Here is a 15,824-nt window from a genome sequence, read left to right on the forward strand (position 1 = left end):
TCGGCGCGCTCCGGCCCGCGCTCCCGGAAGCATGGCGCGCGGCGCAGGCGACAAACGCGTAGCGCCGTCCCGAGCCCAACACAGACCATGCAAACTGCCGGGCTGCATGTACCTGTTCTCAATCTGCCCGCCGTATCGCATTATGCTCCGCAGCCCAGCGCCCGCCAGGCGTCCGGCTCCAAGCTAGCCATTGTCTACCTCGTACATGCGTTCTATCCGGAGTCTTACACCGGCACCGAGAAATTCGTGCTGCAGGCAGCCCGCACGATGCAGCAGCGCGGACATCGCGTGAAAGTGATCGCCTGCAGCAGTCGGATTCCAGAGCAGCCGGCCGAGAACGCCGCAATTGCGAGCCAAGAATATATGTATGAAGGCATCCCGGTTCTCACGTATCGCAGCCCTTCGCAAGAGGATCCGGCATCGTCATCCTCCTTTGACGGCGGCGATCCCCGGCTGTCCGCTTTCGCCGATGAACTATTGACGCGGGAGCAGCCCGACCTGCTGCATGTCGCGCATGCCATGTACGGCGCGGCGTTCGTGCAGTCCGCCCGTAAACTCGGCATCCCGTACGTAATGACGTTGACCGATTATTGGTTTGCTTGTCCAAAATCCACCTTAATCCGTAATGATCGTCAGCTATGCGCAGGACCGGAAGGCGGAGCGGCATGCATGACGCATTGCCAGATTCCGTATGCTGGCGAACGGCTGCAGGCGCTTATGCCTCTCCTTCAAACGGCGGCATGCGTCACGGCCCCGTCCGCTTTTCTGGCAGCTTACATGAAGAGCGTTATGCCCCCGTTGAACGTCGAGGTCGTACCGCATGGGATGCGTTATGAGTGGATCGCTCCGAATAGAAAAACCTATCAGGCAGGCGACCGGATCACGCTCGTGTACGGAGGCTCGCTCGGCGAGCATAAAGGCGTCCACGTCCTGCTTGCCGCCATGGCCATGGTACCATCCCGCCGGCTCAGGCTTCATGTCTACGGAGCCGGCCCGCCTGAATATACAGAATCGCTCCGCCGGGCAGCGTACCGTGACAAGCGCATCTCGTTCCGGGGGACGTACACCGAAGCGGATACCGCCCGAATCTATCAAGAGGCTGACATCGCCATCGTGCCTTCGGTATGGTACGAGAATTATCCGCTGACGCTCCATGAAGCGCTGGCCTCCCGCGTACCCGTTATCGCCTCCAATATCGGCGGAATGGCCGAGAAGATCACCGACGGGTTGAACGGGTTTACATTCAGGGTCGGGGACGCCCGTCATTTGGCGGCGCGGCTCAAGCTGCTCCTCCGCAGACCCGCAATGATCAACGGGCTGAAAGCCCGCATCGACGAAATGCCCCTGCCGTCGCTCGACGTTGAGATGAATGCATACGAAGCGATGTATTACGCGCATGCACGATATAACTCGGGTTAGCTGCACGTCCGATTCTGACGGCGCTGCGCAGCGGTACGCAAGAGCCCTGGAAGCTTACATCCGCTCCCACCCGACAGCCAGCTCTTCCAGATCGCTCTCGCCGATCGTCTCCGTTTTCCGATCGAATACGCGGCCGCCCATAGCTGCGTAGAAGGCCGCGGCCGGATTATCCCGAAGCACCCATAACATCATCGACGAACAGCCGCTTGCCTTCAAGGACGATGAGACTTGTTGAAAAAGCCGCTTCCCTAGCCCCATCCCCTGGAAGTCCTGCAATAAATAAATCGCGTACAGCTCGCCTTCGTAACGGCTGTCGTCATGACGGCTTCGGCCGCCGCTGGAGAAACCGACGATCTTCCCCTCGCCGGTTTCCGCTACATAGATGATCTCGTCCTTCTTCAAGTTGTCGAACGTCCAGAGCCAGCTCCGAAGCCGACCCTCGACGGAAAGATTGGCCAGATACGATTCGGCCATCAACCCGCGATACGTCGTCTGCCAGCTCGCCACGTGAACGTTTGCGATACCTGCGGCATCTTGTTTCCTGGCTTCCCTGATATGCATTCCATCCCCAGCTCCCCTGTTTGGCATCCCGACGAACCTTAGCGGCACGCGCCTTGATCGCCGCCGGGCCAGTTATTCTATAAATAACAAATAATCCGATTCATGGAAAGCTATATTTATCGGCAGCAGTTGGATGATATTCCCGACACGTTTGGCAGGGCCCGCGCGAACTCCTCTCTCCTTGCATGACAAAAAAGCCAATCGGATCAATGGATGGATCCAACTAGCTTATTCATCGATTGTCTATCCGGCTTAATCCTTATCCCTTCACGGCTCCCGCCGTTATTCCTGACACGATCTTCTTGTTGAAGACGATGAACAGCACGAGCGGAGGAATCGTGATCAGCAGGATGTTCGTATAGAGCAAATTGTATTGCGAGATGAACTGGCTCATGAAGTTGTAGAGCGTGAGCTGCACCGTCGCGTTCTTGGAGCCCGGGAAGAAGTAGAGCGGATTGGTGAAATCGTTGAAGATCGCTACCGATGAAGTGACGATGATCGTCGCGTTCACGGGCTTCAGCAAAGGGAAAATAATTTGGAAAAACAACCGCAGCCCGCCGCAGCCGTCGACCACGGACGCTTCATCGATCTCTCTCGGAATCGCCCCCATGAAGCCGCGGTACAGCAAGACGCCGAACGGAAACGCCAGGGCAACTTCTACCATAATGAGTCCCAGCATCGTTTTGAACAAATGCAGCTTCTCCAGCACCCAGATCGTAGGCACGATCGCCGGAGGAATAATCAAACCCGCGAGCACGAAGAAGCTGATCCACGGCGTAAACCGATCGGAGCGTCTCTGCATGACGAAGCCGGCCATGGAACACACGATCAGCAGAACGGCGATCGACAATACGGTCAGCGTCGCGCTGTTGACGAAGGCGTGAAGCAGCATGTGATCACGGGCCCGGATGACCTCTTTGACGTTGCTCCACAGCCGGTTCGCGGCCGGCCACGACATGCTGCGCAGGGATGCGCCTTTCTCATCCTTCATGGCGTTGACCAGGACGAAATAGAGCGGAATCCAGAAAATAACGACCGAAGCGAGCACCGCTCCTGCTTCTATGCTGAATAGACGGATGCGGCGGATCATAGGTCCACCTCTTTTCGGTTCAAGTAGAGCGATAGCGGGAAGGCAAGCACGGACACGAATAAGAACAGGATGACGTTGCCCGCTGTCGCGAGCCCATAGAAGCCGGCCTGATACTGTTTATAGATAATGGAAGCAATGACGTCCGTCGCGAAGCCGGGTCCTCCCCCGGTCATCGGCCATAGGATGTCGAAGCTGCGCAAGCCGCCGATGAACGCTAAAATAATAACCGTATTCGTAGCTGGACGGCTGAGCGGGAGGATGATGCTCCAGAACTTGTGCCAGGATCCGCCTCCATCGATCTGCAGCGCCTCGTAATATTCCGCCGGTATGGACATGATGCCCGCGATATAGATGACCGTTGCGAAGCCTACGCCTTTCCAGACGTCCACGAAAGCGACGGACAACAACGCATACCGCGTATCGCCGAGCCAGTCCGGTCCCGATATCCCTAGCTGGGCCAGCGTCGTATTAATCAATCCCTCCGTCGGATGCATGAGCGTGCTGAAGGCGATGCCGACGGCGATCGTGCTCACCAAGGTCGGGAAGAACACGACGGATCGGAGATAGTTTTTGGTCTTGATTTTCGACGTGAGGAAGACGCCCAGCAGCAGTCCGAATATTACCTTCAGCACGCAGGTGACGGCCGCGTAGACGAACGTGTTCTTGAAGCCGATATTAAGCGAGGACTCCTCGAAGAACGTCTTGAAATTCTCGAGTCCGGTATAGGTCCAATCCTGCAGCGTCCAACGTGTCATGCTGAAGAAGAAGGACATGAACGTCGGCAATATAAAGATGACCAAGTAGATGATCGCCGCAGGCAGCAGGAAGTAATAGGAGTAGGTTCTTTTCCAAACCTTGTTCATTGCGATCCCCCTTGTCGGTATGGTTGATTGCGGTTGATCCTATGAATCGACTCTATAAAACGTCAAAAGGACAGCATCAAGATGTCCTTTTGACGTTATTGGCTTTACCAGCCGTTTACCAGCCGGCGAGTCCAAGCTGCTGCGCTTGCTTCTCTACGTCCTTGTCGTAATCGGCAGCCGCGTCCGCCGCCTTCTTATGGCCCGAGCCGACTTCGACCGTGATCTGCGGGAGGTTAGGCCCCTTGACCGGAGAGACGAACTCGAGCGCCGGAGCCGTCATGCCGGAATCGAAGTACGGAAGCATGTCTTTGACGACCTGCGGGACATCGTCCGGAATCGCGGCGCCTTTAATCACGTAAGGTCCGGTCGGTTTGGACACCGTGCCGACCACCGCCATTCCTTCCGGGGAGGCAATGAAGGCTACGAACTTCTTGGCCTCGTCGAGATGCTGTCCGTTCTTGTAAATATAAGCCGCCCCCGGCATCCAAACCGTCAATCCGTTCTTGTCCGCGCTGTCGCCCGGCTGAGCGAAGAAACCGATATCGTTGATGTTATCGGGATTGTTCTGCGCGATGGTCGGGATGACGAAGGTAAGCATCGGATATTGCGCGCCTTTTCCTTCTGCCAGCATCTTGAGTCCGGCATCCAGGTTGGCAGCCAGATAATCCTTGTTCATGTAGCCTGCCGTTTCTTGCAGCTTCTCGAAGCCTCTCAACGCAGCGGGCGTCGTCGCATACTTCGCTTTGTTCGCGGTATAGTCGGCCGCGAAGGTCGGCGCTTCGGCCTGCACGTTGTAGTAATCGGCCAGCATGATCAACTGCGACGTCCACGAATCCTTGTACGTTCCGATGATGGCGGTAATGCCTGCTTCCTTGATCTTCTTCGTGTTCGCCATCAATTCGTCCCACGTCTTCGGTACGCTTAGCCCGAGCTGCGCGTAGATCTTCTTGTTGTAGAACCAGCCCCCTCCCATCGACGAGTTATAAGGAGCGCCGTATTGCTTGCCATTGAAGGTAACGGTTTGCTTGAAGGAGTCGATGACGTCTCCTTCCCAAGGCTCGCCCGTCACGTCCAGGATATTCTGCTCCGGGTTAAGCGCTTGCATAAGCGAGCCGGAGTTGTAGAAGAAGACATCGTTCATATCGCCGGTCGATAGGCGCGTCTTCACGAAGTTGTCGCCTTCGCTGCCGGCCGGACGCGTCTCCGTCTCGATGGTGATGTTCGGGTTCTTCGCTTGGAAGGCATCGACCAAAGCTTTGGCCACGTTAACCGTGTCTTGCTGGTTATCGATAAGCAAGGTGAGCTTGACCTTCTCCTGCGGCTTGTCGGTATCGTTCGTCGACGGCGCATTCGCATCCGCGTTCGTATTCGCGTTCGACGAATTATTCGCGGCGGACGGCTGATTATCGGAAGAAGAGTTATTCGCGGAAGATGAAGCCTTGTCGTTATCGTTCGAACTGCCGCAGCCGGCTAGCAAGCCTCCGAGCAACAGCACGCCCGACAGGATCGCCACGTATTTTCTCGTATTTCCTGCGCTCGCAATCGTCATGAACAGTTTCCCCCTATAGGATGATCGATCGTTGATAGAGGGCCCGGGTACCCATATCGTCATTATAAACGCAGCTCTCTCTGCCGTTCAGTGCGTCATTTCATTGTTCGGCGTCCGTTTTTTTTAGATGGGGTCCCGGTAATGGCCGGGGGTGGTCCCCGTCCATTTCTTGAATACCTCCGAGAAATGCCGGTACGTATGGTAGCCGACCCGTTCGCTTACTTCGTTCACCTTCAAGCCCTTGCGAAGCAGCATCTTGGCAAGCTCCATCCGGTAGCGGGTCAGAAATTTGATATAGGTCTCGCCCGTCTCTTCCTTGAACAATACGCTTAAGTAAGCCGCATTCATGCCAACGTGGTCGGCTACCTCCTGCAGCGACAGATCGCGGTTCACGTGCTGCACGATATAGGTACGCGCCCGGCCGACCGCGGAAGTCTTCGGTGCAAGCCCGTCATCCAACGCCTGGCCATCCAAACGCGCCTTATCCAGCAGCTCCCGCTGACTCTCTTCCCATTTTCGGCGAATTTCCGTCGTTTCGCGCTGACTGCCGATTTTGGACACCGCCTTCCGCAGGGAACGCTCCACGCTCTCATCCGTGATCGGCTTCTCCAAGTAATCGGTCACGCCAAGCTGAAGCGCCTCCTTCACGTATTCGAACTCGTTGAAGCCGCTGAATACGATACAGCAAGTATCCTCGGCTTCGCGCATGATCTCCCGAATCAGCTGCAGGCCGTCCATGCCCGGCATCCGGATATCGGTCAGCACGATATCGGGTCTCTCTTGCCTGAATAACTCCAGGGCGGCAATCCCGTCACCGGCCGTGCCCACCAACTCAACCTCCAAGCCGGTCCAATCGATGAGCATGCGCAGCGCTTCGATCACGATATATTCATCGTCAAATACGACGGCTTTAAGCATCGTTTACGCCTCCTCGCGACAGGGTTTGAACCTTACTTCTACCTTGGTGCCTGCGCCCGCTTCGCTTGTCATTCGGAAGATGCTGGTCGCCCCGTAGTAGAGCTCGATACGGTCCTTCACATTGGTGAGCCCGTACCCTTTATCGACTACCGACATATCGACGATGCCTACCCCGTCGTCCTCGACAACGAACACGAGATACTCGCCCTCCATTCTCCCCGTTACCTCGATCTTCCCCGTTCCCAGCTTGGGCTCGAGACCGTGATAGATCGCATTCTCCACGAGCGGCTGCACGATCAGCTTCAGAATCTCGATGCTCATGATCGATTCGTCGATGTCCGCATGATACGTGAACCGGTTATTATAGCGAATGTTCTGGATCGTCATATAATGATCGATGTGCTGAAGCTCCTTATAGACGGGAATCGTCTCTTTGCCCTTATTCAGGCTGAGCTTGAAGCTCTCGGACAACGAAAGCGCCATCTGGGCAGCCTCCTGATTCTTCTGCAAGCGGGCCATCCAATAGATCGAATCCAGCGTGTTATACAGAAAATGAGGCTTGATCTGCGCCTGGAGCGCACGCAGCTCGGCTTCCCTCTCCTTCAGCTCCGAATGGACGAGTCTCGCGGACAGCTCCTCGTTCTCCGAGGATATGCGCTTGAACGTCTCCCCGATCGTGCCCACCTCGTCCTGCGGAAACTTGTCGCCGAATTCCCGCGCTCCCTTGTTCCAATCGACCATCATTTTCTTGATTTGAATGAGCGGCTTCGTGATCGTGCCGGAGATCACCACCGAGAGCAGCAGCGCCACCAGCGCGATGAGCGAGGCGATCAAGGTGGTCGCCGTACCGATCCGGTTCGACTGCTTCAGCAGCTCCTTCTTCTTCATTACGTGCAGCAGCATCCAGCCCGTCGACTGGTTCCGATACTCGCTGACCAGGTAACCCCGCTTGCGCAGCTCGTTCTCCGTATCGGTCAAGCTGCCCGCCATCTTGGGCAGATCCGGCGGCCTCTCCTCGGGATAGACCACCTTAAGCTGGTCCCGCGAGGAGTCCACCGCCATGAACAGGCCATTATTATGGCTTTCGCTGAATACGCTGCCGAACATCGTCTTCGATAGGTTCACGATCAGCAGGCCGAGCGTTCGGCCGTTCGGGTCGCCGGAGTCACGGAACAGTTTGACCGTCGAGAACGTGTTGGGCGCATCGCCGAGCACGTTATAGTCGAAGAACACCACCCTGCCCTTGGCGTCGACCGCGCGCTTGTACCAATCCGACGCTTCGATGTCCCGCTTCTTCGTCGGCGTCTCGTAGATGCCCGCATCGTCGGATTTGCCGAGACAATACGTTTGGTAATAGAGGTCCAGCACGCAGAGCGAATTGACATAGCGCGAATCGTAAGAATCGCTGTTGATAACCCACTGCAGCCTGCTGCTGGTGGTGGCGTTCATCTCGCTCTGCTGCACGCTCGTATTGATCTCGCTGCTCCGCAGGTCGCCTCGGATCTCGTCGTTCAAGACGATCGAACGGTTCAGGCTGATGATGTTGCGGAACAGCAAATCAGCTACCTCGCTGGAAGTCTCCAGATGATCGAGGTTCGTCTGCGAGATGGTCCGCGTCAGCGTGTCTTTGGCGATGTTGAACGAAATATAGCCGAGGAGGAACAGCGGAGGCACGGCCAGCAGGACCATGGCCGCCATGAAGCGGCTTCTGACTTTGCGGAATCGGAACGGGGATAACAGCCTCGAAGTCCATCTCATAATTCCAACGCTCGCCTTCTGTAAAGTATCGTTCAGACCCAAAGGCCGCGCCGCAATCGTGCTTAATTGCATCGTAACGAATGGAAACCGCGGCGCATAGTCCGGCTTTCATTGAATTGCCGTCCGATAGAATTAGATGCAGCACCATAGCGGACGATCAAGTCCGAATCCTTAGTAAGCGCTTGCAAAATAACTCGTCGCAGATCGTTCGTACCTGCACTATTCACTATTTCCACACGCGCGCTGCTAATCCTCTTGCAAGATTGCGCCGCGGGTACGTTGCAGCCAGCCGAGTCAAACCAGAGTCCGGCGCTTCATCGCCAAAGACAAACAAGCCGTCAAGGGAGAATCCCCCAAACGGCTTGCTTTACGGCGGTATGAATGCGGCGAAATGCCGCGCAAATTCGACCTGTCGGTTTAGTTATCGCTACCGTAATCCGTGTGAGTATCGCATTCGTTAGCTGACAGCTGAATCGGCATTTCGCTCACCTGCCGACTATTCGAACTGCAGCATCGTCCCGTCCAGCTCGGCCGATTGCATGACCTTCTCGACGAGCCGAAGGCTCGCAAGTCCATCGCCGATCGGACACAGCTCGGGTCCTTCGCCGCGCAGCGCCGCGATGAACGCGATGTTCTCCTCCAAGTAAACGTCGACCTCTTCCTCGAACAGCCGGCGAACCGGCTCGGCACCGCCCGTCAGGACGAATTCCGCCTTGTTCGGCCCCATGAAGTAAACGGTCGCCTTGCTGCAAACGACCGTGAAGGAGCTGTTCCATTCCATCGGCACCGCGCAGTTGGAGGCGCAGATCGACGCCATCGCGCCGGATTCGAAACGAACGATCGCGGCGCTCGTATCTTCGACGGTATAGTCGGATATTTCGCGGTGGGCCAGATTCCCCGTCAACCCGCTGACGCGCGTCGGGGTGCCGAACAGATGCATCGCCAGGTCATACGTATGTATCGCCTGCTCGAACACTTGTCCGCCGGAGAGGCTGCGATCTCGCCACCATGGCGAATGGAGCGAATTGCAGTCGTAACGCCCGTCGAACAGCGTGGGAACGCCGGCCGTGCCGTCGTCGATCATCCGTTTCAGCTCCCGCACCGCGGAGCCGAAGCGATTATGGTAGCCCACCTGGGACAGAACGCCCGCTTGCTCCACTGCCAGAACCATGCTAGCCGCCGTTTCCGAATCCAAGGCGATCGGCTTCTCTACGAAGACGGCACAGCCTCGTTTGGCTGCGGCTTCCACCTGGCCCCGATGCGCGTAAGGCGGGATGCACACATAGACCGCATCCAACGTCTCCTGCTCCAGCATATCTTCATAGCGATCATACGCCGCTGCCGTGCCGCCCGCATGCTCCGCATTGAACGCTTCCGCCTTCTCCATCGATTGCCCGCATACGGCCGTAATCTCGACCCCGGACAAACTTCTCAAATGTTTCGCATGCGCGCGGCCCATACCGCCTAGTCCGATAATACCGACCCGAATCTGTTTCTCCACTTTCCGCACCTCCGCAGGTTATCCCATCACATTGGCCATGAACGGCCTGTTAGCAAATCTGAAGACAATACGTCCATTATATGGCTGACGGATTCTGCCGTACAGTACAAGTCTACAGCCGTTATTGTGATTTCTACAGGCGGAGGCAGGCGGTCCATCGCGGCGGTCGACGGACAGTCGACGAACAGCTAAGCTGTATGCTCGTTTATAGCCCCGTCCATTGCTTGCCCTCATTACGGTACTTCAGCGGTGAAATGCCGGTTTTGCTTTTGAAAAAGCGGGAGAAATCGTCCGTGTCCTCATAACCGGTCAGCTTGGCCACTTCGCTGATCGGCCGTTTCTCCGTTTCCAGCAGCTGCTTGGCTTTCTGCAGCCGAAGTTGGAGCTGAAGCTGCATCGGCGTAATGCCGAATATCTTTTTGAACTGGTTGGAAATGTACGTCGGATGCATATGGTAGCGCTCTCCCAATTCGGCCAAATCGACGCGGGTTTCCGGATTTTCCAGCAGCTCGTTCAGCATGGTCGTGAACGAATCTGCGTACACCGCCTTCAGCCGGACGTCCGGCTGCCGCAGCGCCGCATCGATGAGAATCGCGATAAGTTCAAGCGCTTTGGCCCCCTTCATAAGGCTGTCGGCGAGCGAAGCCGGCTGCTCCGCGCAGCGGCGGTATTCCAAGAAGACCTCCTCGAAGCGTTCCGGATCGGGAAGCCGGAAGACCGGCGGAAAATGAAACAGCTGCAGCGCGTCCATGCAGTCCGCGATATTGAGCGTAAAATGCCACCACATAAAAACCGTCTCTTCGGACGTATCCTTCACGTGATCATGCAGCGCATCCGGCGGAACGAAGAGGACGTCGCCCTGCTTCGCGTGATAATCGCGTCCGCCAAGCCGCATCCGGCAGGATCCTTCTTTTATAAATGACACGACGTAAAAAGGAAGCACGCGGTTCCGCTGCTGCAGCTCCGAACGTCTGTGAAGATCATGCTGCAAAATTTGAAGCGAAGCTTTCTCGATCAGTTGCAGCCAAGGTTGCATGCCGTTCATCGAACTCCTCCTGACGAGTGCGTGGGTAATTTAGGATGCGTTCATCCTCCTATCCATTATAAAGCGTTTACCGCTAGGAAGGACGCGGAAATTCGTCTGCAATCCGGGCGCGTTCGAATCCATTTTCAGGAATGGAGCAAGCGCAGAAGACGAATTTCTACCCTTCTGTCGGCTCCAGCGTACGAAATTCCCCCTATCGCGCGCAATCCTCAAAAATACGTACTTCTTTCCGCCAATGCCGGACGGAATTATCTCGCGGCCTCACCTTGTATTCGCTATGATGAAGGTGCGCGAATCTGTCATGGCACATCGACGATCCGAAAGGAGTTTCTAACATTGACGAATATGAACGATTTTCACGATAAGAATGGTTTCGGCCTGCTGAACCCGATTGCGCTGTCCGTTACGCTGGATAACGGCAAACGGCCTTCGTTTCAAGCCGGCGGTTGGAGTGACGGGCCTTCCGGCACGGATGCGCTCGGCGATTACCGGACACGGACGCTGGCCTTCCGCGGAGAGGAAGAAAGCGATTCAATCACGTTAGAGCTGAAATGTTACGCCAGCACTGTCCTCGCTTATGTATCCGTCCAGCTGAAGCAAGATGTTTTCGGCGTCACGCATGCGCTTGCTCCAGAAGCCGGTCTCCGCTTCTCGGTCAGCGATCCCGTCGGTGCGGAAGGCATCCTGGCGCATTATAACCACTATAAATGGTGGACGCGCCCTTATATTGCGGAGGGAACGAGCGCTTTGCCAGCACAGACGCAGACGCTGCTTTGGCGGGCCGGCGGACGTTACACCCAATTGTTCCCAGCCTGCTCAGATGTGTGCAAGACGACGCTCCAAGGCAACGGGGACGGGTTCGACATCGTCGTCTCCCCGCTTGTGCGCGGATTTCGCAGCGGACGCCAGCTGCTCTACGTGCTGAGCGAAAGCGACGCGTCGTATATTGCGGCGGAGCAAGCGGCGGCGGCAATGCTGCATGCCATGGACAAGCCTGTCCGCACGCGGGAGTCCAAATCGTATCCCGAAGCATTTGACTATTTGGGTTGGTGCACGTGGGACGCGTTCTATCACGAGGTTTCGGAGCATGGCATCGAAGCTAAAGCCGCCGAGCTGCAGGAGAAGGACGTTCCCGTCCGCTGGGTAATGATTGACGACGGCTGGTCCCCCGTGCGGGAGGACAAGACGTTATCTTCCCTCGGTGCGAACGCGGAGAAATTCCCGAATGGACTGCTTGCAACCGTCCGCTCGTTGAAGAATCATTATGGCGTCAAATGGGTCGGCGTCTGGCATGCTTTTACAGGTTATTGGCATGGGATCGAGCCGGGGAGCGAATTGGCAAGCGACATGCGAGATGTTTTATTCGCCGACCACGCGGGGCGCTTGATTCCACACCCGGATCCGGCGAAGGGGCTCTCTTTCTGGAAAACATGGCATGAAAGCCTTGCTCGTCAAGGTATCGATATGATCAAGGTCGACAGCCAGAGCTCGCTGGTTCAATTCGTTCAAGGTCAACTGCCGCTCGGGCGCGCGGCAGCGGGACTGCATCAATCGCTCGAAGCATCAGCTGCCCTATTCTTCGACGGACGTCTGATCAATTGCATGGGAATGGCCCAGGAGAACGTGTGGAATCGCGGCAATACGGCGATCTCGCGCAACAGTGACGATTTCTACCCGAGCAAGCCGGATTGGTTCCGGGAGCATGCGCTGCAGAACGCCTACAATTCCGTCTATCACGGCACGTTGTATTGGGGCGATTGGGACATGTGGTGGACGTCGCATGATGACAGCGTGAGCCATGCCGTGCTGCGTGCCGTCAGCGGCGGTCCGGTGTATATCAGCGATCCCGTCGGCACGACCGATGCCTCGAAGCTTCGGCCGCTCATCTATTCGAATGGTCGCGTCCTGCGCGCCGACCGCCCGGGACTCCCGACTGAAGACTGCCTGTTCACGAACCCCGTGGAACAGCCCGTGCCGCTCAAAGTTTGGAATCGCTCCGGCGATTGCGGCCTGCTTGCGGCTTTCCACCTTCATAGCGAGGCAGAAACGGTTAGCGGCAAGCTGCGGATCGGCGATGTCCCGGGTCTCGCGGAAGAACGTTATGCCGTGCTGGATCACTTCAACCGCCAAGCGTTCAATCTGGACCAGACAGCTTCACATGCCTTCTCCGTCGAACGCGGGCAGCCTGCGTTGTTCGCAGTCGTTCCGTATCGGGACGGCATCGCCTGCTTCGGCCTCGTCGACAAATACGTCTCGCCTGCCGCGATTGAATCGTGCTGGTCAGCGAACGGACGAACCGTCCTTGCGCTGCGCGAAGGCGGCCTGCTCGGATTCGCCTGCGATACGGAACCTGCAGCCGTCCTTATCAATGGCGAGCATGCGAAAGTCCAACGTGAATCCGGGTTCTACACGGTGGATTGCGCCGATTCGAAAGGCAGCAGCGTGCTGGTTGAAATTATGTTGGCCTAGTCTTGAACTCATGCATCGGCCATATCTCCATAACGCAGAGAAGAACCGTAGCAACTACGGTTCTTCTCTTTCTGCTCGTTCAGCCACCGGCTTTGTACTTTAAAAAGCAAAAAAGGAAAGGACATGATAGAAATCATGTCCTTTCCTTTTACTCAGTTGGGTTACACCCTGAAAACTGGATACGAACCTTTGCGAAGGTTTCTTACATTAAATTCTAGGAATCATAAGTTTCACCTTATGTTAGCCTAGAATTCTCCGGAATGAAACTTTGTATTACCGCCATAAGACGGTAAACCTTGTTTCACCTTGGCTGAAACGAGATGTTCTTGGATAAGCCCTCGACCGATTAGTATTCGTCAGCTCCACGCATTGCTGCGCTTCCACCTCGAACCTATCAACCTCGTCGTCTTCAAGGGGTCTTACATACTGGGAAATCTCATCTTGAGGGGGGCTTCACGCTTAGATGCTTTCAGCGCTTATCCCGTCCGCACTTGGCTACCCAGCGATGCTCCTGGCGGAACAACTGGTACACCAGCGGTGCGTCCATCCCGGTCCTCTCGTACTAAGGACAGCTCCTCTCAAATTTCCTACGCCCACGACAGATAGGGACCGAACTGTCTCACGACGTTCTGAACCCAGCTCGCGTACCGCTTTAATGGGCGAACAGCCCAACCCTTGGGACCTACTTCAGCCCCAGGATGCGATGAGCCGACATCGAGGTGCCAAACCTCCCCGTCGATGTGGACTCTTGGGGGAGATAAGCCTGTTATCCCCAGGGTAGCTTTTATCCGTTGAGCGATGGCCCTTCCATGCGGTACCACCGGATCACTAAGCCCGACTTTCGTCCCTGCTCGACTTGTAGGTCTCGCAGTCAAGCTCCCTTATGCCTTTGCACGCTACGAATGATTTCCAACCATTCTGAGGGAACCTTTGGGCGCCTCCGTTACATTTTAGGAGGCGACCGCCCCAGTCAAACTGCCCACCTGACACGGTCCCTGTACCGGATTACGGTACCAGGTTAGAACTCCGATACGATCAGGGTGGTATCCCAACGATGCCTCCATCGAAGCTGGCGCTCCGATTTCCAAGGCTCCCACCTATCCTGTACAGATCGTACCAAAGTCCAATATCAAGCTGCAGTAAAGCTCCATGGGGTCTTTCCGTCTTGTCGCGGGTAACCTGCATCTTCACAGGTATTAAAATTTCACCGGATCTCTCGTTGAGACAGCGCCCAAGTCGTTACGCCATTCGTGCGGGTCAGAATTTACCTGACAAGGAATTTCGCTACCTTAGGACCGTTATAGTTACGGCCGCCGTTTACTGGGGCTTCGGTTCATAGCTTCGCCTTGCGGCTAACCACTCCCCTTAACCTTCCAGCACCGGGCAGGCGTCAGCCCGTATACTTCGCCTTACGGCTTCGCACAGACCTGTGTTTTTGCTAAACAGTCGCTTGGGCCTTTTCACTGCGGCCCCCTCGGGCTATTCACCCTACCGAGGCACCCCTTCTCCCGAAGTTACGGGGTCATTTTGCCGAGTTCCTTAACGAGAGTTCTTCCGAGCGCCTTAGCATACTCTGCTCGACTACCTGTGTCGGTTTGCGGTACGGGCACCTTCACCTGGCTAGAGGCTTTTCTTGGCAGCCTGAACTCATGACCTTCGCTACTGCAATTTTCGCTCCCCATCACAGCCCAGCCTTATCGATGTGCGGATTTGCCTACACATCAGCCTCACTGCTTGGACGGACATCCATCAGTCCGCGTCACTATCCTTCTGCGTCACCCCATTGCTCGTAACGGCTTACGGTGGTACAGGAATATCAACCTGTTGTCCTTCGACTACGCCTTTCGGCCTCGCCTTAGGTCCCGACTTACCCTGAGCGGACGAGCCTTCCTCAGGAATCCTTAGTCTTACGGCGGACAAGATTCTCACTTGTCTTTTCGTTACTCATACCGGCATTCTCACTCGTGTACGGTCCACCAGTCCTTACGGTCTGACTTCAGTCTGTACACGACGCTCCCCTACCCCTGATGCATACGCATCAAGCCATAGCTTCGGTGGTGTGTTTAGCCCCGTTACATTTTCGGCGCAGAGTCACTCGACCAGTGAGCTATTACGCACTCTTTAAATGGTGGCTGCTTCTAAGCCAACATCCTGGTTGTCTTTGCAACTCCACATCCTTTCCCACTTAACACACACTTGGGGACCTTAGCTGATGGTCTGGGCTGTTTCCCTCTTGACAATGGATCTTAGCACTCACTGTCTGACTCCCGGATATAAGTACATGGCATTCGGAGTTTGACTGGACTTGGTAACCCTTGGCGGGCCCCGCACCCAATCAGTGCTCTACCTCCACGACTCTCAATTCCGAGGCTAGCCCTAAAGCTATTTCGGGGAGAACCAGCTATCTCCGAGTTCGATTGGAATTTCTCCGCTACCCCCACCTCATCCCCGAATTTTTCAACATTCGTGGGTTCGGGCCTCCAGTGCGTGTTACCGCACCTTCACCCTGGACAGGGGTAGATCACACGGTTTCGGGTCTACGTCCACATACTCATTCGCCCTATTCAGACTCGCTTTCGCTGCGGCTCCGGCTCTTCACCTTAACCTTGCATGGGAACGTAACTCGCCGGTTCATTCTACAAAAGGCACGC

At 56.0% G+C, this 15,824-nt stretch carries 10 protein-coding genes and 1 rRNA gene (1 of these 11 running past the window's edge); 2 read left to right on the plus strand and 9 right to left on the minus strand.

What is annotated here, in order from left to right:
• Positions 1-87: 87 nt before the first annotated feature.
• Positions 88-1,419, plus strand: coding sequence for a glycosyltransferase (locus GZH47_RS03185; RefSeq protein ID WP_162638505.1), 1,332 nt, complete (start codon positions 88-90; stop codon positions 1,417-1,419).
• Positions 1,420-1,473: 54 nt separating this feature from the next.
• Here GZH47_RS03185 and GZH47_RS03190 read toward each other — a convergent pair whose 3' ends face one another.
• The 8 genes from GZH47_RS03190 to GZH47_RS03225 all read right to left on the minus strand — a co-directional run bounded on the left by GZH47_RS03190 (position 1,474) and on the right by GZH47_RS03225 (position 10,704).
• On the minus strand, positions 1,474-1,980 hold the full coding sequence (locus GZH47_RS03190; RefSeq protein ID WP_162638506.1) for a GNAT family N-acetyltransferase: 507 nt from the start codon (positions 1,978-1,980) through the stop codon (positions 1,474-1,476).
• 259 nt (positions 1,981-2,239) lie between these two features.
• Complete coding sequence (locus GZH47_RS03195; protein WP_162638507.1) at positions 2,240-3,070, minus strand: carbohydrate ABC transporter permease; 831 nt, start codon at positions 3,068-3,070, stop codon at positions 2,240-2,242.
• The gene (locus tag GZH47_RS03200; RefSeq protein WP_162638508.1) at positions 3,067-3,933 is read right to left on the minus strand and encodes a carbohydrate ABC transporter permease; all 867 of its coding nucleotides are present in this window, start codon (positions 3,931-3,933) and stop codon (positions 3,067-3,069) included. Before GZH47_RS03200 ends, GZH47_RS03195 begins: the two co-directional genes overlap by 4 nt.
• A gap of 115 nt (positions 3,934-4,048) precedes the next feature.
• Positions 4,049-5,482: an ABC transporter substrate-binding protein gene (locus GZH47_RS03205; RefSeq protein ID WP_162638509.1), complete on the minus strand. Its 1,434-nt coding sequence runs from the start codon at positions 5,480-5,482 to the stop codon at positions 4,049-4,051.
• 123 nt (positions 5,483-5,605) lie between these two features.
• Entirely contained in the window at positions 5,606-6,400 is a 795-nt protein-coding gene (locus tag GZH47_RS03210) for a response regulator transcription factor (RefSeq protein ID WP_162638510.1), read from the minus strand.
• Between the two features lie 3 nt (positions 6,401-6,403).
• Positions 6,404-8,158 (minus strand): cache domain-containing sensor histidine kinase, encoded by a 1,755-nt coding sequence (locus tag GZH47_RS03215; protein WP_162638511.1) that lies wholly within the window; start codon positions 8,156-8,158, stop codon positions 6,404-6,406.
• A 496-nt stretch (positions 8,159-8,654) separates the two neighbouring features.
• The gene (locus GZH47_RS03220; RefSeq protein ID WP_162638512.1) at positions 8,655-9,659 is read right to left on the minus strand and encodes a Gfo/Idh/MocA family protein; all 1,005 of its coding nucleotides are present in this window, start codon (positions 9,657-9,659) and stop codon (positions 8,655-8,657) included.
• Between the two features lie 205 nt (positions 9,660-9,864).
• Positions 9,865-10,704 (minus strand): helix-turn-helix domain-containing protein, encoded by an 840-nt coding sequence (locus GZH47_RS03225; protein WP_162638513.1) that lies wholly within the window; start codon positions 10,702-10,704, stop codon positions 9,865-9,867.
• 345 nt (positions 10,705-11,049) lie between these two features.
• Between GZH47_RS03225 and GZH47_RS03230 the strand changes: the two genes are divergently transcribed.
• Complete coding sequence (locus tag GZH47_RS03230) at positions 11,050-13,173, plus strand: Sip1-related alpha-galactosidase (protein ID WP_225446511.1); 2,124 nt, start codon at positions 11,050-11,052, stop codon at positions 13,171-13,173.
• Between the two features lie 326 nt (positions 13,174-13,499).
• Here GZH47_RS03230 and GZH47_RS03235 read toward each other — a convergent pair.
• A 23S ribosomal RNA gene (locus GZH47_RS03235) occupies positions 13,500-15,824 on the minus strand (it continues 603 nt past the right edge of the window).

The sequence above is a fragment of the Paenibacillus rhizovicinus genome (assembly GCF_010365285.1).
Lineage (GTDB): Bacteria > Bacillota > Bacilli > Paenibacillales > Paenibacillaceae > Paenibacillus_Z > Paenibacillus_Z rhizovicinus.

Excerpts from the sequence above, each read along its gene's own strand:
- GZH47_RS03215 (WP_162638511.1), bottom strand. The coding sequence starts at position 8,158 with ATGAGATGGACTTCGAGGCTGTTATCCCCGTTCCGATTCCGCAAAGTC.
- GZH47_RS03205 (WP_162638509.1), bottom strand. The coding sequence starts at position 5,482 with ATGACGATTGCGAGCGCAGGAAATACGAGAAAATACGTGGCGATCCTG.
- GZH47_RS03230 (WP_225446511.1), top strand. The coding sequence starts at position 11,050 with ATGAACGATTTTCACGATAAGAATGGTTTCGGCCTGCTGAACCCGATT.
- GZH47_RS03185 (WP_162638505.1), top strand. The coding sequence starts at position 88 with ATGCAAACTGCCGGGCTGCATGTACCTGTTCTCAATCTGCCCGCCGTA.
- GZH47_RS03195 (WP_162638507.1), bottom strand. The coding sequence starts at position 3,070 with ATGATCCGCCGCATCCGTCTATTCAGCATAGAAGCAGGAGCGGTGCTC.
- GZH47_RS03225 (WP_162638513.1), bottom strand. The coding sequence starts at position 10,704 with ATGAACGGCATGCAACCTTGGCTGCAACTGATCGAGAAAGCTTCGCTT.
- GZH47_RS03210 (WP_162638510.1), bottom strand. The coding sequence starts at position 6,400 with ATGCTTAAAGCCGTCGTATTTGACGATGAATATATCGTGATCGAAGCG.
- GZH47_RS03190 (WP_162638506.1), bottom strand. The coding sequence starts at position 1,980 with ATGCATATCAGGGAAGCCAGGAAACAAGATGCCGCAGGTATCGCAAAC.
- GZH47_RS03200 (WP_162638508.1), bottom strand. The coding sequence starts at position 3,933 with ATGAACAAGGTTTGGAAAAGAACCTACTCCTATTACTTCCTGCTGCCT.